The organism is Celeribacter sp. ULVN23_4, assembly GCF_054788345.1.
Window position 1 is genome coordinate 841,429 of sequence record NZ_JBTVYO010000001.1, and the last position, 23,789, is coordinate 865,217.

The following is a 23,789-nucleotide window of genomic DNA, read 5'->3' on the forward strand; positions in this document are numbered from 1 at the left end:
CAAGTTTAAGCATTCAGGAGAAGCCCAATGGCTACTGTAAAAGTCAGCGACGACACCTTCGCATCCGAAGTCCTCGAATCCGACATCCCCGTGGTTGTCGACTTCTGGGCGGAATGGTGTGGCCCGTGCAAACAAATCGGCCCGTCCCTTGAGGAACTGTCCGACGAGCTCGACGGTAAAGTCAAAATCGTCAAAGTGAACGTCGACGAAAACCCGAACTCCCCGGCTCAGTTCGGCGTGCGTTCGATCCCGGCGCTGTTCATGTTCAAAGGCGGCGAAGTGGCTTCGGCCAAAATCGGCGCAGCTCCGAAAGCGGCGCTCGCCAACTGGATTTCCGAAGAGTCCTGATATTCACGGATATGATCTGAATTCGGGCGCCCATTGCGGCGCCCTTTTTCATGTCCGATTTGCGGGTATGGTTGCACCGCGTCGGTCACGGCCACATATAGAGCACCAAGCGAAAGGAAATCCGAATGTCGAAAGAAGAATTCCCCGGTTGGCATGGCACGACGATCATTGGCGTGCGGCGCGGTGGTGAAGTGGTTGTGGCTGGTGACGGGCAAGTGAGCCTTGGCCAAACCGTGATCAAAGGCACTGCGCGCAAAGTGCGGCGGCTTAAGCCCGGCGGTCATGATGTTGTCTGCGGTTTTGCCGGTTCCACGGCAGACGCCTTCACGCTTTTGGAGCGGCTGGAAAGCAAGCTTGAAGCCACGCCGGGACAATTGGCTCGCGCCTGTGTCGAACTTGCGAAAGACTGGCGCACCGACAAATACCTTTCGAAACTCGAAGCGATGCTGATCGTGACCGATGGCGACACGCTTTTGGTGGTGACCGGGGCGGGTGACGTGCTTGAACCCGAGCATGACATTGCGGCCATCGGATCGGGCGGGAACTTTGCTCTCGCCGCCGCGCGTGGCCTGATGGAAACCGAACATGACGCCGAAACCGTCGCCCGCAAAGCGATGAAGATCGCTTCCGATATCTGCGTTTACACCAATGGCAACCTGACCGTTGAGAAGATTACCAAATGACTGATTTGACACCCCGCGAGATCGTCTCCGAACTGGACCGCTACATCATCGGCCAGAACGACGCCAAACGTGCCGTTGCTGTGGCGCTGCGCAACCGCTGGCGGCGTAAGCAGCTTTCCGATGATCTGCGCGAAGAAGTCTACCCGAAGAATATCCTGATGATCGGACCGACCGGCGTCGGTAAGACGGAGATTTCCCGCCGCCTTGCAAAGCTTGCGAAAGCGCCCTTTGTGAAGGTCGAGGCCACGAAATTCACCGAAGTGGGCTATGTCGGCCGCGATGTTGAGCAAATCGTGCGCGATCTGGTGGATGCGGCGATTTCCCAGACCCGCGACCAGATGCGCGATGACGTGAAAGCCAAGGCGCAGGGCGCAGCCGAAGATCGTGTGATCGAGGCGATCGCCGGCACCGATGCGCGCGAGCAAACCCGTGAAATGTTCCGCAAGAAACTGCGGTCGGGTGAGCTGGACAACACCGAGATCGAGCTTGAGCTTCAAGACAGCGGCACGCCGATGGGGATGTTCGAAGTTCCCGGTCAGCCGCAAATGGGCGGCATGATGAACCTTGGCGATCTGCTCAAGGGCTTTGGCGGGCGCACCGTCAAAAAGCGCCTGACGGTTGCCGAAAGCTATGACGTTCTCATCAGCGAAGAGGCCGACAAGCTTCTGGACGACGAGACGGTGACCCGTGTGGCGCTCGAAGCCGTGCAGGAAAACGGCATCGTGTTCATTGACGAGATCGACAAGGTCTGTGCCCGTTCTGACGCGCGTGGCGGGGATGTGTCCCGCGAAGGTGTGCAGCGCGATTTGCTGCCGCTGATCGAGGGCACGACGGTCTCCACGAAACATGGGCCCGTGAAAACCGATCATATCCTGTTCATCGCCTCTGGCGCCTTCCATATCGCCAAGCCTTCGGATTTGTTGCCGGAATTGCAGGGGCGTTTGCCGATCCGGGTGGAGCTTCGCGCCTTGGAAGAGGGCGATTTCGTCCGCATTCTGACGGAAACCGACAACGCATTGACGCTGCAATACAAGGCGCTGATGGACACCGAGGAGGTCGAGGTGACCTTTACCGAGGATGGGATCGCCGCCATCGCCAAGCTTGCTGCGGACGTGAACAGCACCGTGGAAAACATCGGTGCACGTCGGCTTTATACGATCATGGAGCGAGTGTTTGAGGAGCTGTCTTTCGTCGCGCCCGACAAACCCGGCGAAAAGATCACGGTCGATGCCGCCTATGTCCATGCGCATGTCGATGAGATGGCCAAGGTCGCGGATGTCAGCCGCTATATGCTCTGATCAAAGCGTTTCTTACTTCGGGCGGCGCAGGTAGACGTAATACGCGCCTGTGCCGCCATGTTTCAAATGGGCTTCCGTGACCTGCAAAACTGCCTCGCGCAAAGGCGATGAATGCAGCCAATGCGGCACCTGATGTTTCAACACGCCCCGACGTATCGGGATTGGCCCGTCTTCGTCCCGGTGTTTGCCTTTTCCGGTGATCACCAGAACGAGCCTGCGCTCCATCGCCCAAGAATTCAGGATGAAACGCATCAGTGCCGGGTGAGCTTGAGCCAAGGTCATGCCGTGAAGGTCGATGCGGCCTTCGGGGACCATCTTGCCCTTGCGCATCTTGCCGAATTTCTTGCGGTCCATCCGCAAAGGCACCTGCGAGAGGCTATCAGAAATCGTGGGCGCGAGATCATGACCCAGCGCGGTTTTCGCAGCGTTTTTGCCGATCTCGATGTCAAAACTGTCCATACCGCGCGGCGCTTTCGGCGCGGAGGCCTTTGGCGCGGTTGGACGGGGCAGGGGATCCGGCGCGCGTTCCACGTGAAGCGGCGTCGCGGTTTTGCGCACCGCGTTCCAGAGGGACTTGTCCTCTTCCGTGAGGGATTTCTTGCGGCGGCTCACCCTTCGGCCCTCTCTTGCAGGCCATAGGCGGTCTGGATCGGCAAAAGCACGATCATGCGGCCCGGATCGCGAATTTTTCCGGCCTCTTCCCCCGCCGCATTGCCGGTGCCGAAGAAGATATCGGCACGCTGCGCACCTTTGATGGCGGAGCCGGTGTCCTGCGCGATCATAAGACGATGGAGCGGAACGTCGCCTTCTTTCTCGATCCAAACCGGCGCGCCGAGCGGCACGAATTTCGGATCGACGGCGATGGAGCGCATCTTGGTGATCGAGCGATGCATCGCGCCGATCGGCCCCTTGTCAGCGGGCAGGCGCGGCAATTCACGGAAGAACACATAGGACGGGTTGAAGTTCAAAAGCTCCATGCCCGCGTCCGGATTGCGGCGCACCCAGTTTTGAATGACCTTGGCGGAGACCTGATGCGCATCATAGACACCGCGCCGGATCAACTCCTGTCCGATGGATCGATAATCACGCCCGTTATGTCCCGCATAGCCGATCCGGATCATGGCGCCGTTTTCGAGGCGGATGCGCCCAGACCCCTGAACCTGAAGGAAAAACAGTTCCACCGGATCATCGACCCAAGCGATCTCAAGCCCGCGCCCATCCAAAGCGCCGCCGGAAATGTCACGACGCGACAGATAGGGCGCGCCAGAGACGATATCGGGGGGCAAGCGATAGACGGGGTATTGATAGCGGGCTGATTTGTGACGCGAACCGTGGAGTTCCGGCTCAAAATACCCGGTGAACAAAGGTTCTGCGCCGTCTTCGATCAGCACCGGGCGGAAGAACAATTCGAAAAAGGCGCGCGCGTCGGTGACACGTTCCGCCAACTCGCAAAGCTGCGGCCATTCCGGCCCGTCGATCAGATTGCAAGTATTCCGAAAAACCGAAAGGGCCGCGGCGTGATCGTCGTCGGCCCATTGGGAAAGCTCATCAAAGCTCAAGACATGCGGCATGACATCATCCGCAGATGACGCTGGCCCGCTGAGCGCGAGCCATGCCGCGAAGGCAGCCTGCGCCACCCTCGCCCACATCAGGCGCCAGTCGCGACAAGTTGCCAGTTCGGATCGTCGCTGCCGAGATGGCGCGCAAAGGTCCAGGTATCTTTCTGGCGTTTAACCGCCTTGGCATCACCCTCAACCACATCGCCCTCGGCATTGCGCACGATAGAGGTGCTTTCACCAACAAAGCGGATTTGAATCTCGGCTTCATCCGTGCCGCGGTCGAGATCGGCATCGACGATTTGGATCTCACGCACACCAATAAATTCACTCTCGACGCTCAAACCCTTCGCTTGGCGATCCGCGACGACGGAGGCGAAGGCCTCGTAAACGTCTTCGGACAGGAAAGGTTTGATGCTGTCGAGATCATCATGCTCGAACGCCATGAGGATCATCTCATAGGCCCCGCGTGCGCCGGACAGGAACTCGGAAACGCTGAACGACGGCTCAACGCGCTTGATCGCGGCGAGGTTTTCAGCCGCGCGCGACCCGGCGGGGACGTTGTCGATGATGTCGTGATCCACACCACCTTCGATCACTTCGAAATCACGTTTGACGCGGGAGCTCTCCTCCGCTCCAGGGAATTCGGCGCGGGGTTTTTCAAATCCCTCCCGTGTGCCCAGAACGCTGCGCAGGCGCAGGATCAGGAAAATGGCAATGCCCGCAAGGACAAGAATGGAAAGCAGGGAATTCCCCATCGGCGTTCGATCTCCGTTCAAACGTGGAAAAAGCAGTGTTCCGACATTATGTAGGTGACGCACCCCGCCAAGTCTACCTGCGGGGCGGAGAATAGAGAGGTGTTTCCATGTGGCTTTTCGCGCTTTTTGTCGCTGTTCCGATCATTGAGATCGCGCTGTTCATACAGGTCGGCGGTCTGATCGGCCTGTGGCCCACGCTTTTGATCGTCATCGTGACGGCCATTTTGGGCACCGCCATGGTACGACAACAGGGCGCTCTGGCCATGTCGCAACTGCGCCAATCTTTTGCTGAACTGAACGATCCGGCGGAACCTTTGGCCAATGGGGCCATGATCCTTTTGTCCGGCGCGCTTTTGCTGACCCCCGGTTTTTTCACCGACACCATCGGCTTTCTGCTCTTGATCCCAGCCTTTCGTAAGCTGGTGCTCACAGAGCTGCGCAAACGGGTGAAAATGCAGAGCTTTGTCATGGGGCAGCAGGCGGGATTTCAGAACAGCCGGACGTCTTCTTATCGTGAAAATCCGCGTGATCCCGGTGTGATTGACGGCGAATGGGAAGAACTCGACGGCGAAAGCTCGAAAAATCAGGGCCCATCAGGTTGGACACGCCATTGAGGCGTGGATCGCAACCTGATACAAATCCGCGAATTTCATTTTTCGAGGACGAAAACCATGGCCGATACTGGCAACACCGCTCCGACACCTGAGGCTGGCGCTCAGTCCAGCCCCGTCAAAATGCAAATCCTGGGCCAGTTCATCCGGGATATGTCGTTCGAGAACATCCTCGCTCAAAAAGGCCTGAAGGTCGAAGGTCGTCCGGCGATCTCCGTTCAGGTCGCTCTTGATGCGAAAAAGCGGGAAGAAGAGCACCAGTTCGAAGTCGCCACAAAGGTGAAAGTCGAATCCAAGACCGAGAGCGGCGATCAGACGCTGTTCATCCTCGAACTCGACTACGCCGGTGTCTTCCACATCGAAAACGTGCCGGACGAGCAAATGCACCCGTTCCTGATGATCGAATGCCCGCGCATGCTCTTCCCGTTCCTGCGCCGCGTGACCCATGACATCACCCGCGACGGTGGCTTCCCGCCGCTGAACCTCGACAACATCGATTTCGTTCAGCTCTACCGTCAGGACATGCAGCGCCGCGCCGCCGCGCAACAAGCGGCCGCTCCGGTCAACTGATTTAAAGATCAGTCAAATTTCTTCCAAAGCGCGCCGTCGCCCAACTGCTCAACGAAAGCAGCATGGGCGGCGGCTTCTTCGTCTGTGATCCTCGGCGGAAGCGGGGCGGGACGTTTTGTCGGGCGCCAGGCTTCTTGCGACGCGGCATCGACTTTATCCGATCTTTTCCCGGCAGGTGCCAAAACAAGATCGGGCTGACGACCACCGATCAGCTCAAGATACACCTCGGCCAAAATTTCGGAATCGAGCAAAGCGCCGTGCAGGGTCCGCGACGAGTTGTCGATCCCGAAGCGCCGACACAAAGCATCCAGCGTCGCTGGCGCCCCCGGAAATTTCCGGCGCGCCATGGGCAGCGTATCGATGGCCCGCTCATAAGGAATTTCCGGCAGACCGATCCATTTCAGCTCGGCATTCAGGAATTTCATATCGAAGGCCGCATTGTGAATGATCAGCTTCGAATCCGTGCCGATAAAATCGAGAAACGCCTGCCCGACCTCTTTGAAAAACGGCTTATCCTTGAGGATCACTTCGCCGTCTTTTGGCGGGCGCGGAGAGCGCAGAAGGTCCGGGCCGATCCCGTGCACACCGAAAGCCTCGTCGGGCATGTCGCGATCCGGGTGGATATACTGGTGATAGGTCCGCCCGGACGGCATGTGGTTCTCAAGCTCAATCGCCCCGATTTCCACGAGACGATCCCCGCTGAACGGGTCAAAACCGGTGGTTTCGGTATCGAGTACGATCTCACGCATGGGGCAATCTGGTCCTGATTTGGGAGAGCACATCCTGCACCTGCGCGCGGGCGGCTTCAAGACTTGTCGTCTCGATCACGAAATCGGCGCGGCCGCGCTTTTCCGCGTCGGGCATCTGTTTCGACAGGATGGTTTTAAAATGCGCCTCGGTCATACCGAGGCGGGTCAGAACACGTTCGGCCTGTGTCTTTGGGTCAACGGAAACGACGACCACGGCATCCATAGTCTTGTCCGTCCCGGTTTCAAAGAGAAGAGGAACATCAACGAGAAGGATAGGGACCTCTGAGGTGGTAATGAACGCCTCCCGATCCGCCGCGACAAGCGGATGCACGATGCGCTCAATCGTCTTCAGAGCCTCCGGATCTTTGGCAATGATCGTTTTCAGGCGCTCTTTCGAGACCGCGCCATCGATCAGAACATCGGGAAAGGCCTCCGACAAAGGGTAAACTGCTGCGCCGCCCTTGCCATAAAGTCGCGCGACCGCCGCATCCGCATCCCAAACTGGCACGCCTTCCTCGGCAAACATCTGCGCCGTGGTGCTTTTCCCCATCCCGATCGAGCCGGTGAGACCGATGAGAAACGGACGTGTCATGTCAATAGAATGAAATTGCGCGTGTCTTCGTCGACTTCCGGGCGATGACCGAACCAGCGCTCAAACCCCGGAGCCGCCTGATAGAGCAACATGCCGAGACCATCGACCGTCTGGCAGCCTTTTTGCGCCGCCTGCTCCAGAAACGCCGTGCGCAGAGGGGTATAAACGATATCGGTCACAACTGCGTCCGAACTGATGAGATCAAGCGGCACCTTCAGCTCTGGCTGCCCTTCCATCCCCAGAGACGTCGTGTTTACGACAGTGGCCGCGCCTTGCATCATGTCGCCAGCGTTGACCCATTCGACAACAGAGATTTTCGCACCAAATTCCGTTTTCAGAGCATCGGCGCGGGCGCGTGTGCGGTTGGACAGCCGGATTTCCGGCACACCAACCTCAAGAAGCGACGCAATCACAGCGCGCGCAGCCCCCCCGGCCCCGAGAACAACCGCAGGCCCGGATTTCGGTTCCCAGTTCGCGTTCATCCGCAGGTTTTCGACAAACCCATAGCCATCGGTGTTGTCCGCATGCAGCTTGCCATCGGCCCGGAAAATCAACGTATTCGCCGCCCCGATCAGCGCTGCCCGGTCGGTGACGATATCGGCGATCGCCAGCACATGCTCTTTATGAGGAATGGTAACATTGGCGCCGACGAAGCCCATTTTGGGCATCACGCGCAAAACCTCTTCGAGATCGGCCTGCTCCACATGCAAATGCACATAATGGCCGGCAATCCCGTATCGTTTGAGCCAATAGCTATGCAGGGCCGGGGATTTGCTGTGACCTACAGGCGCTCCGATCACGCCCGCCATCGGTATCTTGTCGCTCATGATGCAATCATTCCTCTTTGAGACAGATATGCCAGAAGCGGCAGCAGCGGCAAACCCAGGACCGTGAAGTAATCGCCATCTATCTTAGAAAAGAGACGCACGCCTTCGGCCTCCAACATATAGGAGCCAACGCAGTGGCGGACTTGCTCCCAGTTTCGCTCCAAATACCCATCAAGGTAGTCATCCGAGAACTGGTTCATCTCAAGGCGAACTTCGCCGACATGGCGCCATTTGGGTTCGCCATTTTCATAGATCACCGCGGCGGAAAGCAATTTGTGGCGCTCTCCGCGCATCTGGCGCAACTGATTGCGGGCCTCTTCCTTGCTCCCGGCCTTGGAAACCAGATGCCCTTTGAAAGACAGCGTCTGATCGCAGCCGATCACCATCGCCTCGGGGTGTTTCATTGAAACCTTGCGGGCTTTGCCCTCCGCCAAAGCATCGGCAATATCTCGCGGCGTTGCGCCTTCATTTATAAGCGCCTCTTTCACCGCGTCTTCATCGATACGCCCCACGATCACCTCGAAAGGCACGCCCGCATTGCGCAGGAGCGTCTGACGAATTTCGGATCCAGAGGCGAGGATGAGAGTTTCCGGGCTGTTCATAATCCTGTTGAAAACTCCTGTGTCACTAGGTTGATCATTCTGCTGATATCTCGCCGCCTGTTTTTCCCGGGGATAAAACCCGAGGCAAGACCTGTTTCGTCCGCATCTTATCTTCGTGGGTAAGAGAAATCCCCTCTCGATGAAAAACTTGTTTGCCCACGCTGCAAAGCGGCATTATCCCCGGATGTGTTCTTTTATCATTCCATCAAATTTCTGAAATCATTGTATATTTCAAAAAATATCCGCATCTGTGGATAAGAAATATCTGGGTTGTGAACCTCTGGAAGAGTGTGGGGATAAAGCAATAATCCAGACTATCCACAGGCCCTACTAAATCATCATCTTTTTTTTTTCTTTTATTATTTTATTTAGGGGGAAACATCGAAAGGCCGGTCATGGGCGATTTTCTCGCAAGCATTTATCCCTGGACGAAATCTCTTCACGTGATTTCCATCATCGCCTGGATGGCAGGGATTTTTTATCTTCCCCGGCTTTACGTGCGTCACACTGAGAGCGTCGTACAAGGAACCGAAACCGACCGGCTCTTTCAGGATATGGAATTGAAACTCCTGAAAATGATCATGAACCCTGCGATGATCTCCAGCTGGTTCTTCGGTCTGTGCCTTGTCCTGACCCCCGGCATCATCGTTTGGTCCGACGGCTGGCCCTGGGTGAAAGCGGTCTGCATCCTTGCGATGACCTGGTTCCACATGTGGCTCGCCGTGCGCCGCAAGGAATTTCTGGCGGGCACAAACACTCGTTCAGGGCGCCATTACCGCATGATGAACGAGCTCCCGACGCTTCTGATGATCGTCATCGTGATCATGATCATCGCCAAGCCTTTCTGAGAAAGATTGACTCAAACTCTTTCTGCTCGTACTTAGGCGCAAATCCCGGCCGTCCGGCCAAGAGGATTCTCCTGTTACATTTCTGAGAAAAGACCTGCGCAGTATGCGTCGGTCGTGATGGATTTCCATGACTGAAGAAAAATTGAATCTGGCCGATCTGAAAGCGCAAAGCCCGAAAGCGCTGCTCGCCATGGCCGAGGAACTTGAGATCGAAAACGCCTCGACCATGCGGAAAGGCGAGATCATGTTCCAAATTCTGCGCGAACGCGCGGATGAGGGCTGGGAAATCTCCGGTGACGGCGTGCTCGAAGTTTTGCAGGATGGTTTCGGCTTTCTGCGCTCTCCTGAAGCGAACTACCTTCCGGGTCCCGATGACATCTACGTCTCGCCCGATGTGATCCGTCAGCACGGTCTGCGCACGGGTGACACCGTTGAGGGTGTCATGCAGGCTCCCAGCGAGACTGAGCGCTATTTCGCGATCACCAAAGTGACGATGATCAACTTTGAAGCACCTGAAAAAGCGCGTCACAAGATCGCCTTCGACAACCTGACGCCGCTCTACCCGGATGAGCGCCTGAAAATGGAGATCGAAGATCCGACGATCAAAGATCGTTCCGCCCGGATCATCGACCTCGTCGCGCCGATCGGGAAAGGCCAGCGTGCTTTGATTGTGGCGCCGCCGCGCACCGGTAAGACCGTTTTGCTGCAAAACATCGCGCATTCGATCGAAACCAACCACCCTGAGTGCTATCTCATCGTGCTTCTGATCGACGAACGCCCCGAAGAGGTGACGGACATGCAGCGGTCCGTGAAAGGGGAGGTTGTGTCCTCCACCTTTGACGAACCTGCGACCCGTCACGTTGCCGTCTCCGAGATGGTCATCGAGAAAGCCAAACGCCTCGTCGAGCATAAGCGCGACGTTGTCATCTTGCTCGACTCAATCACCCGTCTGGGCCGCGCCTTCAACACCGTTGTCCCGTCGTCCGGCAAGGTTTTGACCGGTGGTGTGGATGCCAACGCTCTGCAGCGCCCGAAGCGCTTCTTCGGTGCTGCACGGAACATCGAAGAAGGTGGCTCGCTCACCATCATCGCAACCGCTCTGATCGACACCGGTTCGCGTATGGACGAGGTCATTTTCGAAGAATTCAAAGGGACGGGTAACTCCGAGATCGTTCTGGATCGCAAAGTCGCCGACAAACGCGTCTTCCCGGCCATGGACATCCTCAAATCCGGCACCCGGAAAGAAGATCTTCTGGTGGATGCGAAAGATCTCCAGAAAACCTACGTTCTGCGCCGCATCCTGAACCCGATGGGCACCACCGATGCAATCGAGTTCTTGATTTCCAAGCTCAAGCAGACCAAAACAAATGGCGAGTTCTTCGACTCGATGAACGCTTAAATATAAGGATATCAATAGGTTACGCCTATGGATACGATTTACGCGCTGGCAACAGCCCGTGGCAAAGCGGGTGTCGCAGTGGTCCGGATTTCCGGGCCGCTTGCGTTTTGGGCTGTCGAAATGCTGGCTGGAGACGTGCCTGCGCCGCGCCGGACTGCGCTGCGGCAGCTCAAAGATCGCGACGGTGTCGTCCTTGATGAAGTTCTGGTGATTTGCTTTGAAGAAGGGGCGTCCTTTACCGGTGAGCAAAGCGCGGAATTGCAGCTTCACGGCTCCGTCGCCATCGTGAATGCCGTTCTGAAATCTCTGTCTGAGATCGATGGAATGCGTCTTGCCGAGGCAGGCGAGTTCACACGTCGCGCCCTTGAAAACGAGCGGCTCGATTTGGCGCAGGTCGAAGGCCTTGCCGATCTGATCGAAGCGGAAACCGAAGCCCAGCGTCGTCAGGCTTTGAAGGTCTTTTCCGGCGCGCTCGGTGATAAAACCGCACGTTGGCGCGCCGCGCTTTTGCGCTCTGCGGCGCTTTTGGAAGCCACGATTGATTTCGCGGATGAAGAGGTACCGACGGATGTGTCGCCTGAGGTTCTGGTTCTGATCGCCGAAGTCATGATCGAGCTGGAAGCCGAAGTCGAAGGCGCGAAAATGGCGGAGCGTATTCGCGACGGCTTCGAGGTTGCTATCGTCGGTCCTCCGAATGCGGGCAAATCGACCTTGCTGAACATGCTCGCTGGGCGCGAAGCGGCGATCACCTCCGAGGTTGCGGGTACGACGCGCGATGTGATCGAGGTTCGGATGGAACTCAAAGGTCTACCCGTAACCTTGCTTGATACGGCCGGTCTCCGTGAAACCGAAGATGTCGTTGAAGCCATTGGCATTGAGCGTGCTCGTGAACGGGCAAAACACGCTGATTTGCGCGTGATCTTGATCCCGACGCCTGACGCGACACCAGAGATTGATCCCGAGGAGGGTGATCTTGTCGTGATCGGCAAAGATGATACCGGTGAACTGGCGGGCAAATCTCTGTCCATTTCCGGGAAAACCGGGCAGGGCGTTGATGTTATGGTGGCTGGGATCGCCGAAACCCTAAGCGCGCGGGCGAGCTCTGCGTCTACTGCAATCCGGGAACGACATCGTGTAGCGATGAAAGCTGCGCTGGCCTCTATGGAATCAGCGCGAAATGAGGTATTGAACGGGCCTGACCGGACCGAGCTTGCCGCCGAAGAGTTGCGGCGCGCGATCCATGCGCTGGATTGCCTGGTCGGACGCATTGATGTGGAAAGCGTTCTGGGGGAAATTTTCTCCAGTTTCTGCATTGGGAAATGAGCAAGGAGTGTTTCACGTGAAACATACCGACTTCGATGTTGTCGTCGTAGGTGGCGGCCATGCAGGATGTGATGCGGCAGCGGCAGCGGCCCGGGCAGGTGCGCGCACCGCTCTGGTCACGCTCAAGCGGGAGAATATCGGTGTGATGTCCTGCAACCCGGCCATTGGTGGCTTGGGAAAAGGGCACCTTGTCCGCGAAGTCGATGCGCTTGACGGGGTCATGGGGCGGATCGCCGATAAGGCGGGGATTCAATTCCGTCTTTTGAACCGTCGCAAAGGGCCGGCTGTGCAAGGGCCACGTGCGCAGGCTGATCGCAAGATCTATCGCACGGAAATGCTCGCTGAACTCGAAGCGACGCCGAATCTGACGATCATCGAATCTGAGGTCACCGATCTCCTTATGACGGGCGATGCCGTTTCCGGTGTCGTTCTTGGTGATGGATCAGAGGTCAAATCTGGTGCTGTTGTGATGACAACAGGCACTTTCCTCAATGGTCTGATCCATATTGGCGACCTCAAACGTCCGGGCGGTCGAATCGGCGATAAGCCATCCGTCGCTTTGGCGGAACGTCTTTATGGTTTCGATCTTCCGATTGGGCGCCTGAAAACCGGCACGCCGCCGCGTCTGAACGGCAAAACGATCAACTGGGATATTCTCGAAGAGCAGCCCGGCGATGAAGATCCTGTCGTCTTTTCCTTCTTGAATCGCAAGCCGTCCGCGCCTCAGGTGTCCTGCGGGATCACGCATACGAATGAGAAAACCCATGACATCATCCGGGAAAATCTCTCCCGGTCCGCGATGTATGGTGGCCATATCGAAGGGGTAGGGCCGCGCTATTGCCCGTCGATCGAAGATAAGATCGTGCGTTTCGCCGATAAATCATCGCATCAAATCTTCCTTGAACCCGAAGGTGTTGATGACGACACGGTCTATCCGAACGGCATTTCCACATCTCTCCCTGTTGATGTGCAGGAGGCCTATGTCCGGTCGATTCGCGGGTTGGAGCAGGTCGAAATCCTCCAGCCGGGCTATGCCATCGAATACGATTACGTTGATCCGCGCGCTCTGCGTCTGACGCTTGAATTGCGCGATGTGCCTGGCCTTTTCCTTGCCGGCCAGATCAACGGGACGACGGGCTATGAAGAGGCCGCGGCACAAGGCCTTGTGGCTGGGATGAACGCTGCCCGTAAATCTATGGGGCTGGAGGGCGCGACTTTTACTCGTTCTGATAGCTATATCGGCGTGATGATTGATGATCTGGTGACCCGTGGCGTGAGCGAACCTTACCGGATGTTCACCTCTCGCGCCGAGTTCCGTCTGTCTTTACGCGCTGATAACGCGGACCAACGACTGACCCCGCTGGGCATCGAACTCGGACTGGTTGCTGAAAACCGTAAGACGCAGTTCTCTGAAAAGATGACTGCTTTGGAAGAAGGCCGCGCTGCACTCGAAGAAACCAGTTATACGCCGAAAGAGTTGAGCGGGGCAGGGATCATGGTCAGCTCCGATGGTGCGCGTCGAAACGCGTATCAGGTTCTGGCTTTCCCGGATGTGACCTTTGAAAATGTCCTTCAGCTCAATCCTGAATTTGAAAATATAGCGCCTGAAATTCAGGAGCAGCTGTCTCGCGATGCGCTTTACGCCAATTATATCGAACGGCAGAAGCGCGACGTTGAGGCGCTGAAGCGCGATGAACAGCAGTTGATCCCGGATGATTTTGATTATGGCGCCTTGAGCGGTCTGTCGAATGAGCTGCGGACCAAACTTATGGCCGCGCGTCCGCAAACCATTGCCCAAGCTGGGAGGGTAGAGGGGATGACCCCGGCGGCTGTGACGTTGATCCTTGCTCGTCTGCGTCAGGCTCAAAAGAAAAAGGCGTCCTGATGGTGTCGGAAAATTTGGCTGGGCTTGATGTTTCACGTGAAACAATGGAGCGACTGGAAACCTATCTGGCGCTTTTGAACAAATGGAATCCGGCGATCAATCTCGTTGCGAAGTCGACGTTGCAACACGCTTGGGACCGGCATTTTCTAGATTCAGCACAAGTTTTCTGTGTTGCCCCTAAATATGCCACGCATTGGAGCGATCTTGGCAGTGGTGGCGGATTTCCCGGTCTGGTTTGTGCAACACTGGCGAAAGAGCTTTTACCCGAAACGCGGTTCACGCTCGTCGAATCCGATCAGCGTAAGGCGACATTCCTCCGCACAGTGGCCCGCGAACTCGATCTAGCGGTCGAGGTTTTGTCAAAACGGATCGAACAGATTGATCCTTTGCAGTCAGACATCGTTTCCGCGCGCGCTTTGGCCAGTTTGCCGAAGCTTTTGGAGTTTTCGGAACGCCATATGCGGCAAGGCGGACACGCCCTTTTCATGAAGGGTGCTTCTTTCAGGGAGGAGATCACCGAATCTCTTGAAAGCTGGAAGTTCACCTACGAAGAATACCCGAGCACAACGGACCCCGAATCCGTCATCCTTCTTATCGGAGATATTGAACGTGTCTGACCTTTCCAGTCCCAATCACCCGAAAATCATCGCGATTGCGAACCAGAAGGGGGGGGTTGGAAAGACGACAACCTCGATCAACCTTGCGGCGGCCCTTGTCAAAAACGGGTGCCGGGTTTTGGTTGTGGACCTCGATCCGCAGGGAAACGCGTCCACGGGCCTCGGAATTGATCCTGAAAACCGCAATTATACGACCTATGATTTGGTTTTGGGGGATGTCGACCTTCATGACGTCATTCAGACGACGGAGTTCGAAGGCCTTTGGATTTCTCCGGCAACGGTTGATCTCAGCTCTGCGGATATCGAAATGGTGTCCAATGAAAAGCGGAGCTATCTTCTGCATGATGCGCTGCGTCAGCCGGCGATTGATGACTTTAAGTTCGATTTCATCCTGATCGACTGTCCGCCGTCGCTGAGTCTTTTGACGGTGAACGCGATGGTTGCGTCTGATTCCGTGTTGGTTCCGCTGCAAAGTGAATTCTTTGCTCTGGAAGGTCTGTCCCAGCTTATGCTGACCGTCCGCGAAGTGCGGCAAACCGCCAATTCGAAATTAAGAATCGAAGGTGTTGTGTTGACTATGTATGATCAACGCAACAACTTGTCTCGGCAGGTGGAGCAGGATGCGCGTGATAACCTTGGCGATCTGGTGTTCAAAACGGTGATTCCACGCAATGTGCGGATCAGTGAAGCGCCATCTTTCGCGCTGCCGGTCTTGGATTATGATCCCAACTCGAAGGGAAGTCAGGCGTATCAGGCATTGGCACTCGAAGTTCTGACCAAAAAAGGACGATAAAATATGGCGCAATCGGGCAAATCGAAGAATAGGGGTCTTGGGCGTGGTCTGTCTGCTTTGATGGCGGATGTGACCCATGAGCCTGACACCACAGAAACGGGGTCTGAGCCGCGCCGGGCCGACATGTTGGTACCGATTGAAAAGATTGCACCAAATCCTGATCAGCCGCGCCGGACCTTTGATCAATCTGCTTTGGATGAGCTGGCCGAATCCATCCGTGAAAAAGGTGTGATTCAGCCGCTGATCGTGCGTGAAAATCCGCGCAAAGCCGGGGATTATGAGATTGTCGCCGGTGAACGCCGCTGGCGTGCCTCTCAAATTGCGCGTTTGCATGAGCTCCCGGTTCTTGTGCGCGATTATTCCGACACGGAAGTGCTCGAAGTCGCGATTATCGAGAACATCCAGCGCTCTGATCTCAACGCGATCGAGGAAGCGGCGGGTTACAAACAGCTTATGGAGCGGTTTGGTCATACGCAGGAAAAACTTTCTGATGCTTTGGGGAAAAGCCGGAGCCACATTGCGAATCTGATGCGTTTGCTGCAACTGCCCGAGGATGTGCAGCAATATGTCATTAGCGGTCAGCTGTCTGCCGGTCACGCGCGGGCTCTCGTGACGGCGGAAAACCCGTACGAACTTGCGCAAAAGATCATTGAGAATGGGCTTTCGGTCCGCGAAACGGAAAAGCTTGTGAAGGGAGAAAAGACCCCAACACAGCCAAAACCGCAGAAATCGAGCTATTCTCCAGAGAAAGACGCAGATACGCGGGCTTTGGAAGGCGATCTTTCTGCCGCGATCCGTATGAAGGTCAATATCGCGCATAAGGACGGCACGGAGCAGGGCACCGTGACGATTTCTTATGACAGTCTCGATGAGTTGGATAGCCTCTGCGGAATCTTGTCGCGCGGAGCTTAAGCGTCAGGGATCAAATCGCGAATAATCGCATTCAGAACAGGTCTGCCTTTTTCCGTTACGAAAAGGCGGGCCTGTTCTTTATTTAGAAAACCTTCGTCGATTAAATAATTGTTTTCGATGTTAAATTCTTGACCCATGAGCGATGAAACGCGGTCCAGATCAATGCCCTCAGAGATGCGCAATCCCATCATGAGATACTCGACGGCCTGATCATATCCGCTGAGAGCCTCGCGTGGGTTCTCTCCGTGGCCCTTCTGGTCAACAGAGGCGAGCCACAATGTCGGGGAGAGCGGTGTATCGATGGCATATTTCTGGCCGCCGAGGGTGAGACGGGCATGGGCGCCCGGACCAATGCCCGCATAGTCGCCATAGCGCCAATAAATCAGGTTGTGACGGCTTTCTAAGCCCTTTTTCGCATGGTTAGACACTTCATAGGCAGGCATTCCGGCCTTTTCACACTCTTCCTGAGTGATGAAATACATGTCCGCAGCCGTGTCATCGGACGGGAGATCACGCAGAAGTCCGCGATTGTAGCGATCGCCGAAGGCTGTCCCTTGTTCGATGGTGAGCTGATAGAGCGAGAGATGGTCGACCGCCATGGACAGCGCCTCACGCAATTCTTGGCGCCAGGCGTCTTTTGTTTGTTCCTGACGGGCATAAATCAGGTCGAAACTCACGCGATCAAAGGTGTTACGCGCGATATCGAAGGCCTTTCGCGCTTCTGAGACGGAATGAAGCCGTCCAAGACGTTTTAGGTCTTCGTCATGGAGCGATTGAATCCCCATGGAGACACGATTGACGCCTGCGTCGTGATAGCCTTGAAACCGTCCCGCTTCGACGGATGTCGGGTTGGCTTCGAGGGTGATTTCAATATCGTTTGAAAGCGTCCAACAGTCTCGAACCTTGCCTAAAATGGCATTTACAAGCTCAGGATCCATCAGGGACGGGGTGCCCCCGCCGAAAAAGACCGTGTTCAAGACCCGGCCGGATGTTTCCCGTGAAACACGTTCAATCTCGGAAAGATAGGCGCGTTCCCAGGCCGACTGATCAATCGTCGCGGCGACATGGGAATTGAAATCGCAATAGGGGCATTTCGACTGGCAAAACGGCCAATGAATGTAGAGGCCGAAACCGCCATTTTGCCAGTCTTCCATCATCAGCCTTTGAACGCCGTGATTTCGATTTCGATCTTCATCTCGGGTTTGATGAGATCGGCAACGACCATGGTGGCAGCAGGGCGAATGTCGGAGAGGAATTCACCGAGTGCCGGAACAACTTCGTCCACCAGCGCGGCGTCGGTGATGGTGTATTGCACACGTACCGCGTCTTTGAGCGAGAAACCTTCGCCTTCGAGAACGCCCGAGATGGTTTTGAAGCAGTTGCGCGCCTGATCGGCGATGCTGTCCGGCATGGTCATCGTGGAGTAATCGTAGCCGGTCGTGCCGGAGACGAAACACCAGTCGCCTTGCACGACTGCGCGGGAATAGCCCATGACTTTCTCAAAGTCAGAACCGGAAGAGATCAGTTTGCGGGTACTCATTTTGCGAGATCCTTGAAGGGTCCGGAGACCAGTTTGTGAAACGCGTCGGCACGGTGGCTCATGGCCTGTTTCCGAGCGTGATCCATTTCCCCGAAAGTTTCGGTTTCGCCGTCGGGGAGGAACATCGGGTCGTAGCCGAACCCATGAGGCCCACGCGCGGGCCAGACGATGCGGCCTTCGACGGTGCCTTCGAAAATCTCGTCATGACCATCCGGCCAAGCGAGACACAGGGTGCAGCAGAATCGAGCCGTGCGGGGTTCGGCTGCATTTGTCTCTTCGAGACGGTCCCAAACCTTTTGCATCGCCATCGGGAAATCGCGGCCGTTGGGCGTTTCGGCCCAATCGGCGGAATAGACACCCGGCGCGCCGTCCAGACTATCGACGGCGAGGCCGCTGTCATCGGACAGGGCGGGCAGGCCGCTGGATTTGGCAGCAAAATGCGCCTTGATCCGGGCATTTCCGGCAAAGGTATCCTCGGTTTCTTCCGGTTCTTCGAACCCGAGATCGCCGGCGGAGACCACTTCGATTCCGAAAGGCTCCAAAAGCTCCGCGATTTCGCGAAGCTTGCCTTTGTTATGGGAGGCGAGAACGAGCTTATCGCCGTCGAACGCGCGCATCACGCCGCCGCCGCGTTTTGCGCCGCAACGAGTTCCGCGACGCCTTTTTCGGCGAGGTCGAGAAGCTCGTTCATCTGAGCGCGGGAGTAGGTGGCGCCCTCAGCGCTCATCTGGGTTTCGATCAGCTGACCGTTGGCCATCATGATGAAGTTCCCGTCAACGCCAGCTTCCGAGTCTTCCGGATAATCAAGGTCGAGCACCGGTTGACCGGCATAAATCCCACAGGACACGGCGGCGACGTTGGAAATCAGCGGATCGGAGACAAGATCGCCAGCTTTCAAAAGCTTGTTCACCGCGAGGCGAAGCGCAACCCAGCCGCCCGTGATGGAGGCGCAACGGGTGCCGCCATCGGCCTGGATCACATCACAGTCCACGGTGATCTGACGTTCGCCAAGAGCCACACGATCGACGCCAGCACGCAGCGAGCGGCCGATCAGGCGTTGAATTTCGACGGTACGACCGCCTTGTTTGCCCTGAGTGGCCTCGCGGCGCATCCGCGATGAGGTCGAGCGCGGCAACATTCCGTATTCGGCGGTGACCCAGCCCTGACCAGAATTGCGCATGAACGGCGGCACACGTTCTTCGATGGTGGCGGTGCAGAGCACATGCGTGTCGCCGCAACGGATCAAACAAGACCCTTCAGCATGTTTTGTCACACCGGTCTCGATTGAAATCGACCGCATTTCATCTAAATTTCTACCCGAGGGGCGCATGTTTTTTCCTTCCGCATTTGTCGTCGCAGACATAGCGAAGAGGGGCGTAAAGGCGCAAGCCTCATTGACCCTCGGCCCGTATGTCTTTTAATTGCAAAGGGTCTCGCAAGACGCAGGAACAATGACCGAACGTGCCAATCTCATCGCTGAAATGAATGACCGCTCTCGGGAGGTGTTTCGGCGCGTGGTCGAGGGCTATCTCGACAGCGGTGGACCCGTGGGGTCGCGGACGCTTACCCGGACCATGAGCGAAAAGGTTTCCGCCGCGACGATCCGCAACGTGATGCAGGATCTCGAATATCTCGGGTTGTTGGATAGTCCGCATGTATCTGCGGGGCGCGTGCCCACGCAGCTTGGTTTGCGCCTTTTCGTGGACGGTTTGCTCGAGGTTGGCACCGTGACGGACGATGTGCGGGCAAAAATGGAGCTCAGCGTCCGCAATGAACATACCGATGTTGGTGGGATGCTGGATCGCGTTGGATCGGCTCTGTCCGGTTTGACACAGGGGGCGAGCCTTGTTTTGGCACCGAAGCACGAAGCGCCTGTGAAACATGTGGAATTTGTCAGCCTCGCGCCGGATCGTGCTCTGGTCATTCTGGTTTTTGCCGATGGTCAGGTGGAAAACCGCGTCTTCACGCCGCCCGTTGGACAAACACCGTCCTCGCTGCGCGAAGCTGCCAATTTCCTCAATGCTTTGGTCGAGGGGAAAACCCTTTCTGAGTTGCGTCAGGTGGTCGAGCGCGAGATCAAATTGCGTCGTCAGGAACTCGACAGTCTTGCGGCAGACCTGATCGAGAATGGCTCGGCTTTCTGGGAAGGCGAGGAAACGAGCTATGAGCGTCTGATCGTGCGCGGTCGGGCGAACTTGCTTGGGGAAAGCTCCGAGGCCGAAGAGCTGGACCGGATCAGAACCCTGTTCGACGATCTGGAGAAAAAGCGCGACATCGCCGAATTCCTCGAATTGACTGAAGATGGCGAGGGTGTGCGCATTTTCATCGGCTCTGAGAATAAACTTTTCTCTCTTTCGGGTTCCTCTTTGGTGGTTTCTCCATATATGAACGCTGAACGAAAAATTATCGGTGCCGTGGGTGTCATCGGACCGACTCGCCTCAATTATGGGCGGATCGTCCCGATCGTCGATTACACGGCCCAGCTTGTGGGGCGGATTTTGTCCGGCAAGGCGTGAAAAGGTGCAACATGACGGATCCTAAGAAAGACATGTCTGAAGAGATCGAAACCGAGATCGACGAGATCATCGATATCACCTCCGAAGAGGCCCTCGAAGACCCGACCGATGAAACTCTGTCGGAAGAGCTTGAGGCGCTTCGCGCAGAGCGTGATGAATTCCGCGAACGCTTTATGCGGGCGGTGGCCGATGCGGAAAACTCCCGCAAACGTGCCGATCGTGATCGCAAAGAGGCCGAAAACTACGGCGGCTCCAAACTGGCGCGCGACATGCTGCCGGTGTTCGACAATATGAAACGTGCGGTGGATGCCATCACCGAAGAACAACGCGAACAGCAAGCTGCGCTGATCGAGGGCATCGAACTGACCATGCGTGAGCTGCTGAATGTTTTCGGCAAGCACGGCATCCAGATCGTGTCTCCGGAAGTTGGTGAAAAATTCGATCCGAACCATCACGAAGCCATGTTCGAGGCCCCGGTTCCGGGCACGAAAGCGGGCGATATCATTCAGGTGATGAACGTCGGATTCATGATCCACGACCGTCTTCTGCGCCCGGCACAGGTTGGCGTGTCTTCCACGCCTGCGTAAGTCGCTCGAATTTGAATTAGAAAAGCCCCCGTATTTTGCGGGGGCTTTTTTTATGGCTTAGATTTTTGGCTTAGCCGAGCTTCGCTTTCAAATCATAAAGCACCTGAAGCGCCTCCCGCGGGCTTAGGTCGTCCGGCAAAATACCTGCGAGAGCTTTCTCGACTTCGCTTTCTTTCGGAGCTGCGGGCGGGGGCGCTGGGGGAATGGCTGCGAAGAGGGGAAGGTCATCGATGATTGCCTTCGGATTGGCGGCATTTTCCGCCTGACCTTGTTCCAAGGCCTCCAAGACCGATTTCGCACGGCTGACCACGGAATCGGGAAGCCCGGCGAGGCGCGCGACTTGGACACCATAAGAACGATCCGCTTTGCCCTTGATGACTTCGTGGAGGAAGATCACCTCTCCCTCCCATTCTTTGACGGCGACCGTGGCGTTATCTGCGCCGGTAAGCTTATCGGAGAGCGCGGTCATTTCGTGGTAGTGTGTGGCAAACAGCGCGCGGCATTTGTTCACATCATGCAGATGTTCCAAGGTCGCCCAGGCAATCGACAAGCCGTCATAGGTCGCCGTGCCGCGTCCGATCTCGTCGAGAATGACTAGGGCGCGGTCATCCGCCTGATTGAGAATTGCGGCGGTTTCCACCATTTCGACCATGAAGGTCGAGCGGCCACGTGCCAAATCATCAGATGCGCCGACGCGGGAGAATAGCTGTGAGACAACGCCGATATGGGCGCTCTCAGCAGGCACGTAAGAACCGGCCTGCGCGATCAACGCGATCAGAGCGTTTTGGCGTAGGAAGGTCGATTTACCGGCCATGTTCGGACCGGTCAAAAGCCAGATCGCAGCACCGTCATGCCCGTCCGAGAGGGCGCAGTCATTGGCGACGAATTTCTCGCCGCCTTGCTTGCGCAAAGCGCGCTCGACAACCGGGTGACGACCACCCTTGATGTCGAATTCTCGACCCAAATCCACCTCAGGACGGGTCCAACCCTCGCTTTGTGCGAGATCGGAGAGCGCGGTGATCAGATCGAGCTCTGCCAAAGCGCCTGAGGCATCGTTGATCGCGGGTGCGCGCTCCAGAATGGCCATGCGCAGAACTTCGAACAGACGTTTTTCGATCTCTAGCGCCCGGCCGCCCGCATTGTGGATTTTCGTCTCAAGTTCAGAGAGTTCCAGCGTGGTGAAGCGGACCTGATTGGCCGTGGTCTGACGGTGGATGAAGGTTTCCGACAGCGGGGCGGAGAGCATTTTCTCCGCATGGGTCGATGTCGTCTCAATAAAATAGCCTAACACGTTGTTATGTTTGACTTTAAGAGATTGAACCCCGGTCATTTCGGCGTATTTCTTTTGCAGGGAAGCAATCACCCCACGCCCCTCATCGCGCAACGTCCGGCATTCATCCAGCTCCTCTTCGTAAGCGGGGGCGATGAAGCCGCCGTCGCGGGCAAGGAGAGGGGGCTCAGCGACAAGCGCGGCATCCAGCAAGTCTAACAACTCCGAATGGCCGGTCAAAAAGTCCATTTTCTGCTGGATTAGGCTCGAAACGGGTGCTTCCATAAGGATGTCGCGAATGCTCTCCGCTTGGGTCAGACCGTTGCGAATGGCCGCGAGATCACGTGGTCCACCCCGGTCAAGACCGAGCCGGGAGAGTGAGCGCTCCATGTCGGGGACTTTGCGAAGCGCGTCACGGAGCGCTTGGGCCGTGCGGTTGTTCTCGATTGCAAATGTGATCGCGTCGAGCCGGTCGGTGATGATCGGGACATCGCGGGACGGGCTTGCGAGGCGACGCTCCAAAAGACGACCACCGGCGGCGGTGACGGTCCGGTCCATTGTGGAAATCAACGAGCCGTCGCGAGATCCCGACAAGGAATGCGAAATTTCGAGGTTTCGGCGGGTCGAGGCGTCGATCTGCATCGCGCCGCGCAGGGATTCCCGCACCGGACGCCGCACCAGCGGCAGTTTGCCTTTCTGGGTGATGTCCAGATAGTCGATGATCGCGCCCATGGCGGAAATCTCGGGCAGGGTGAATTGCCCGAACGCATCCATTGAGGAGACTTTGAAGAGTTCCGTCAGCCGCGTTTGCGCTGAGGTGCTGTCAAAAGACGAGCGCGACAGATCGGTCATGCGATCATAGAAATCAGGCACAAATTCAGCCCAATTCGCCTCATGCGCTTCGGACACGACAATTTCCGACGGGTTCAGCCGGGCCAGTTCCGGGCCAAGACCGACCAGCGGGCAGGGCATGACATGAAAGTCGCCGGTGGAAATATCGACCCAAGCCAGCGCGCCGTCTTCACGGATTTCCGCATAGGCGGCGAGAAAGTTGTGGCGCCGTGCGTCGAGCAGACTGTCTTCGGTCAGGGTGCCGGGCGTCACAAGCCGCACCACATCGCGTTTCACGACGGATTTTGAACCGCGCTTTTTCGCCTCGCTCGGATCTTCGAGCTGTTCACAGACCGCGACTTTGAAGCCTTTGCGAATGAGGTTGAGCAAATAGGTTTCCGCCGCATGCACGGGCACGCCGCACATCGGAATGTCGTCGCCAGCATGCTTGCCGCGCTTTGTCAGCGCAATATCGAGCGCTTCTGAGGCGGCAATCGCGTCGTCGAAAAACATCTCATAGAAATCGCCCATCCGGTAGAACAGGAGCGCGTCGCGGTGGCGCGACTTGATTTCGAGATATTGCGCCATCATCGGCGTGGCGGCGGGGGCTGTTGTGGTCACTGTCGGCTTCCAGATTTGATTTCGCACCAACTTATCGCCCCAAAAGGGGAGGT

26 protein-coding genes are annotated in these 23,789 nt (G+C 56.7%); 14 read left to right on the forward strand and 12 right to left on the reverse strand.

What is annotated here, in order from left to right:
• Positions 1-27 precede the first annotated feature (27 nt).
• The 3 genes from trxA (at position 28) to hslU (ending at position 2,329) form a co-directional block, all read left to right on the forward strand.
• Positions 28-348, forward strand: a complete 321-nt coding sequence (gene trxA, locus ACYBHZ_RS04130; protein WP_460272932.1) for a thioredoxin — start codon at positions 28-30, stop codon at positions 346-348.
• Positions 349-473: 125 nt separating this feature from the next.
• Complete coding sequence (gene hslV / locus ACYBHZ_RS04135) at positions 474-1,031, forward strand: ATP-dependent protease subunit HslV (RefSeq protein ID WP_460272933.1); 558 nt, start codon at positions 474-476, stop codon at positions 1,029-1,031.
• The gene (gene hslU / locus ACYBHZ_RS04140; protein WP_460272934.1) at positions 1,028-2,329 is read left to right on the forward strand and encodes an ATP-dependent protease ATPase subunit HslU; all 1,302 of its coding nucleotides are present in this window, start codon (positions 1,028-1,030) and stop codon (positions 2,327-2,329) included. The genes hslV and hslU overlap by 4 nt, the downstream gene beginning before the upstream one ends.
• Before the next feature lie 12 nt (positions 2,330-2,341).
• Here the strand turns inward: hslU and ACYBHZ_RS04145 are convergent, their stop codons facing one another.
• From ACYBHZ_RS04145 to ACYBHZ_RS04155, 3 genes are all read right to left on the reverse strand, one after another.
• Positions 2,342-2,941 carry a Smr/MutS family protein gene (locus tag ACYBHZ_RS04145; RefSeq protein WP_460272935.1) on the reverse strand — a complete coding sequence of 200 codons (600 nt, stop codon included), beginning with the start codon at positions 2,939-2,941 and terminating at the stop codon, positions 2,342-2,344.
• Positions 2,938-3,900: a murein transglycosylase A gene (gene mltA / locus ACYBHZ_RS04150; RefSeq protein ID WP_460272936.1), complete on the reverse strand. Its 963-nt coding sequence runs from the start codon at positions 3,898-3,900 to the stop codon at positions 2,938-2,940. Before mltA ends, ACYBHZ_RS04145 begins: the two co-directional genes overlap by 4 nt.
• 77 nt (positions 3,901-3,977) lie before the next feature.
• Positions 3,978-4,643 carry a Tim44/TimA family putative adaptor protein gene (locus ACYBHZ_RS04155; protein ID WP_460272937.1) on the reverse strand — a complete coding sequence of 222 codons (666 nt, stop codon included), beginning with the start codon at positions 4,641-4,643 and terminating at the stop codon, positions 3,978-3,980.
• Positions 4,644-4,750: 107 nt separating this feature from the next.
• Here ACYBHZ_RS04155 and ACYBHZ_RS04160 point away from each other — a divergent pair, with 107 nt between their 5' ends.
• Both ACYBHZ_RS04160 and secB read left to right on the forward strand, forming a co-directional pair.
• A complete protein-coding gene (locus ACYBHZ_RS04160) occupies positions 4,751-5,257 on the forward strand; it encodes an FxsA family protein (RefSeq protein WP_460272938.1) in 507 nt (168 codons plus the stop codon).
• A gap of 57 nt (positions 5,258-5,314) precedes the next feature.
• Positions 5,315-5,824 (forward strand): protein-export chaperone SecB, encoded by a 510-nt coding sequence (secB, locus tag ACYBHZ_RS04165; RefSeq protein ID WP_460272939.1) that lies wholly within the window; start codon positions 5,315-5,317, stop codon positions 5,822-5,824.
• 8 nt (positions 5,825-5,832) lie between these two features.
• On the opposite strand, the gene dnaQ is transcribed toward secB, so the two are convergent.
• From dnaQ to ACYBHZ_RS04185, 4 genes are read right to left on the reverse strand one after another with little or no spacing between them, the layout of a single operon-like run.
• On the reverse strand, positions 5,833-6,573 hold the full coding sequence (gene dnaQ / locus ACYBHZ_RS04170) for a DNA polymerase III subunit epsilon (RefSeq protein ID WP_460272940.1): 741 nt from the start codon (positions 6,571-6,573) through the stop codon (positions 5,833-5,835).
• Positions 6,566-7,165 carry a dephospho-CoA kinase gene (coaE, locus tag ACYBHZ_RS04175; protein WP_460272941.1) on the reverse strand — a complete coding sequence of 200 codons (600 nt, stop codon included), beginning with the start codon at positions 7,163-7,165 and terminating at the stop codon, positions 6,566-6,568. Before coaE ends, dnaQ begins: the two co-directional genes overlap by 8 nt.
• Entirely contained in the window at positions 7,162-7,992 is an 831-nt protein-coding gene (locus ACYBHZ_RS04180; protein WP_460272942.1) for a shikimate dehydrogenase, read from the reverse strand. Before ACYBHZ_RS04180 ends, coaE begins: the two co-directional genes overlap by 4 nt.
• Complete coding sequence (locus tag ACYBHZ_RS04185; RefSeq protein WP_460272943.1) at positions 7,989-8,594, reverse strand: Maf family protein; 606 nt, start codon at positions 8,592-8,594, stop codon at positions 7,989-7,991. Before ACYBHZ_RS04185 ends, ACYBHZ_RS04180 begins: the two co-directional genes overlap by 4 nt.
• A 395-nt stretch (positions 8,595-8,989) precedes the next feature.
• Here ACYBHZ_RS04185 and hemJ point away from each other — a divergent pair, with 395 nt between their 5' ends.
• From hemJ to ACYBHZ_RS04220, 7 genes are all read left to right on the forward strand, one after another.
• On the forward strand, positions 8,990-9,442 hold the full coding sequence (hemJ, locus tag ACYBHZ_RS04190) for a protoporphyrinogen oxidase HemJ (protein WP_460272944.1): 453 nt from the start codon (positions 8,990-8,992) through the stop codon (positions 9,440-9,442).
• 127 nt (positions 9,443-9,569) lie between these two features.
• On the forward strand, positions 9,570-10,841 hold the full coding sequence (gene rho / locus ACYBHZ_RS04195) for a transcription termination factor Rho (protein WP_460272945.1): 1,272 nt from the start codon (positions 9,570-9,572) through the stop codon (positions 10,839-10,841).
• A gap of 27 nt (positions 10,842-10,868) precedes the next feature.
• Positions 10,869-12,164 carry a tRNA uridine-5-carboxymethylaminomethyl(34) synthesis GTPase MnmE gene (gene mnmE / locus ACYBHZ_RS04200; protein ID WP_460272946.1) on the forward strand — a complete coding sequence of 432 codons (1,296 nt, stop codon included), beginning with the start codon at positions 10,869-10,871 and terminating at the stop codon, positions 12,162-12,164.
• A gap of 16 nt (positions 12,165-12,180) precedes the next feature.
• Positions 12,181-14,049 carry a tRNA uridine-5-carboxymethylaminomethyl(34) synthesis enzyme MnmG gene (gene mnmG / locus ACYBHZ_RS04205; RefSeq protein ID WP_460272947.1) on the forward strand — a complete coding sequence of 623 codons (1,869 nt, stop codon included), beginning with the start codon at positions 12,181-12,183 and terminating at the stop codon, positions 14,047-14,049.
• Positions 14,049-14,666: a 16S rRNA (guanine(527)-N(7))-methyltransferase RsmG gene (rsmG, locus tag ACYBHZ_RS04210; protein ID WP_460272948.1), complete on the forward strand. Its 618-nt coding sequence runs from the start codon at positions 14,049-14,051 to the stop codon at positions 14,664-14,666. The genes mnmG and rsmG overlap by 1 nt, the downstream gene beginning before the upstream one ends.
• Positions 14,659-15,459 carry a ParA family protein gene (locus ACYBHZ_RS04215; protein WP_460273181.1) on the forward strand — a complete coding sequence of 267 codons (801 nt, stop codon included), beginning with the start codon at positions 14,659-14,661 and terminating at the stop codon, positions 15,457-15,459. Before rsmG ends, ACYBHZ_RS04215 begins: the two co-directional genes overlap by 8 nt.
• 3 nt (positions 15,460-15,462) lie before the next feature.
• Positions 15,463-16,371: a ParB/RepB/Spo0J family partition protein gene (locus ACYBHZ_RS04220; protein WP_460272949.1), complete on the forward strand. Its 909-nt coding sequence runs from the start codon at positions 15,463-15,465 to the stop codon at positions 16,369-16,371.
• Here the strand turns inward: ACYBHZ_RS04220 and hemW are convergent.
• From hemW to rph, 4 genes are read right to left on the reverse strand one after another with little or no spacing between them, the layout of a single operon-like run.
• Positions 16,368-17,525, reverse strand: a complete 1,158-nt coding sequence (hemW, locus tag ACYBHZ_RS04225; protein ID WP_460273182.1) for a radical SAM family heme chaperone HemW — start codon at positions 17,523-17,525, stop codon at positions 16,368-16,370. The two genes, ACYBHZ_RS04220 and hemW, sit on opposite strands and share 4 nt — an antisense overlap.
• Positions 17,526-17,527: 2 nt before the next feature.
• Complete coding sequence (locus ACYBHZ_RS04230) at positions 17,528-17,911, reverse strand: RidA family protein (protein WP_460272950.1); 384 nt, start codon at positions 17,909-17,911, stop codon at positions 17,528-17,530.
• A complete protein-coding gene (rdgB, locus tag ACYBHZ_RS04235) occupies positions 17,908-18,528 on the reverse strand; it encodes an RdgB/HAM1 family non-canonical purine NTP pyrophosphatase (protein ID WP_460272951.1) in 621 nt (206 codons plus the stop codon). The genes ACYBHZ_RS04230 and rdgB overlap by 4 nt, the downstream gene beginning before the upstream one ends.
• Positions 18,528-19,241: a ribonuclease PH gene (gene rph / locus ACYBHZ_RS04240; protein WP_460272952.1), complete on the reverse strand. Its 714-nt coding sequence runs from the start codon at positions 19,239-19,241 to the stop codon at positions 18,528-18,530. The genes rdgB and rph overlap by 1 nt, the downstream gene beginning before the upstream one ends.
• Positions 19,242-19,362: 121 nt before the next feature.
• On the opposite strand from rph, the gene hrcA reads away from it, so the two are divergent.
• Positions 19,363-20,427 (forward strand): heat-inducible transcriptional repressor HrcA, encoded by a 1,065-nt coding sequence (hrcA, locus tag ACYBHZ_RS04245; protein WP_460272953.1) that lies wholly within the window; start codon positions 19,363-19,365, stop codon positions 20,425-20,427.
• An 11-nt stretch (positions 20,428-20,438) separates the two neighbouring features.
• Positions 20,439-21,014: a nucleotide exchange factor GrpE gene (locus tag ACYBHZ_RS04250; protein WP_460272954.1), complete on the forward strand. Its 576-nt coding sequence runs from the start codon at positions 20,439-20,441 to the stop codon at positions 21,012-21,014.
• 70 nt (positions 21,015-21,084) lie between these two features.
• Here the strand turns inward: ACYBHZ_RS04250 and mutS are convergent, their stop codons facing one another.
• Positions 21,085-23,706, reverse strand: coding sequence for a DNA mismatch repair protein MutS (mutS, locus tag ACYBHZ_RS04255; protein ID WP_460273183.1), 2,622 nt, complete (start codon positions 23,704-23,706; stop codon positions 21,085-21,087).
• Between the last annotated feature and the right edge of the window lie 83 nt (positions 23,707-23,789).

Excerpts from the sequence above, each read along its gene's own strand:
- trxA (WP_460272932.1), top strand. The coding sequence starts at position 28 with ATGGCTACTGTAAAAGTCAGCGACGACACCTTCGCATCCGAAGTCCTC.
- hslV (WP_460272933.1), top strand. The coding sequence starts at position 474 with ATGTCGAAAGAAGAATTCCCCGGTTGGCATGGCACGACGATCATTGGC.
- hslU (WP_460272934.1), top strand. The coding sequence starts at position 1,028 with ATGACTGATTTGACACCCCGCGAGATCGTCTCCGAACTGGACCGCTAC.
- mltA (WP_460272936.1), bottom strand. The coding sequence starts at position 3,900 with ATGCCGCATGTCTTGAGCTTTGATGAGCTTTCCCAATGGGCCGACGAC.
- ACYBHZ_RS04155 (WP_460272937.1), bottom strand. The coding sequence starts at position 4,643 with ATGGGGAATTCCCTGCTTTCCATTCTTGTCCTTGCGGGCATTGCCATT.
- ACYBHZ_RS04160 (WP_460272938.1), top strand. The coding sequence starts at position 4,751 with ATGTGGCTTTTCGCGCTTTTTGTCGCTGTTCCGATCATTGAGATCGCG.
- secB (WP_460272939.1), top strand. The coding sequence starts at position 5,315 with ATGGCCGATACTGGCAACACCGCTCCGACACCTGAGGCTGGCGCTCAG.
- dnaQ (WP_460272940.1), bottom strand. The coding sequence starts at position 6,573 with ATGCGTGAGATCGTACTCGATACCGAAACCACCGGTTTTGACCCGTTC.
- coaE (WP_460272941.1), bottom strand. The coding sequence starts at position 7,165 with ATGACACGTCCGTTTCTCATCGGTCTCACCGGCTCGATCGGGATGGGG.
- ACYBHZ_RS04180 (WP_460272942.1), bottom strand. The coding sequence starts at position 7,992 with ATGAGCGACAAGATACCGATGGCGGGCGTGATCGGAGCGCCTGTAGGT.
- ACYBHZ_RS04185 (WP_460272943.1), bottom strand. The coding sequence starts at position 8,594 with ATGAACAGCCCGGAAACTCTCATCCTCGCCTCTGGATCCGAAATTCGT.
- hemJ (WP_460272944.1), top strand. The coding sequence starts at position 8,990 with ATGGGCGATTTTCTCGCAAGCATTTATCCCTGGACGAAATCTCTTCAC.
- rho (WP_460272945.1), top strand. The coding sequence starts at position 9,570 with ATGACTGAAGAAAAATTGAATCTGGCCGATCTGAAAGCGCAAAGCCCG.
- mnmE (WP_460272946.1), top strand. The coding sequence starts at position 10,869 with ATGGATACGATTTACGCGCTGGCAACAGCCCGTGGCAAAGCGGGTGTC.
- rsmG (WP_460272948.1), top strand. The coding sequence starts at position 14,049 with ATGGTGTCGGAAAATTTGGCTGGGCTTGATGTTTCACGTGAAACAATG.
- ACYBHZ_RS04220 (WP_460272949.1), top strand. The coding sequence starts at position 15,463 with ATGGCGCAATCGGGCAAATCGAAGAATAGGGGTCTTGGGCGTGGTCTG.
- hemW (WP_460273182.1), bottom strand. The coding sequence starts at position 17,525 with ATGGAAGACTGGCAAAATGGCGGTTTCGGCCTCTACATTCATTGGCCG.
- ACYBHZ_RS04230 (WP_460272950.1), bottom strand. The coding sequence starts at position 17,911 with ATGAGTACCCGCAAACTGATCTCTTCCGGTTCTGACTTTGAGAAAGTC.
- rdgB (WP_460272951.1), bottom strand. The coding sequence starts at position 18,528 with ATGCGCGCGTTCGACGGCGATAAGCTCGTTCTCGCCTCCCATAACAAA.
- rph (WP_460272952.1), bottom strand. The coding sequence starts at position 19,241 with ATGCGCCCCTCGGGTAGAAATTTAGATGAAATGCGGTCGATTTCAATC.
- hrcA (WP_460272953.1), top strand. The coding sequence starts at position 19,363 with ATGACCGAACGTGCCAATCTCATCGCTGAAATGAATGACCGCTCTCGG.
- ACYBHZ_RS04250 (WP_460272954.1), top strand. The coding sequence starts at position 20,439 with ATGACGGATCCTAAGAAAGACATGTCTGAAGAGATCGAAACCGAGATC.
- mutS (WP_460273183.1), bottom strand. The coding sequence starts at position 23,706 with ATGATGGCGCAATATCTCGAAATCAAGTCGCGCCACCGCGACGCGCTC.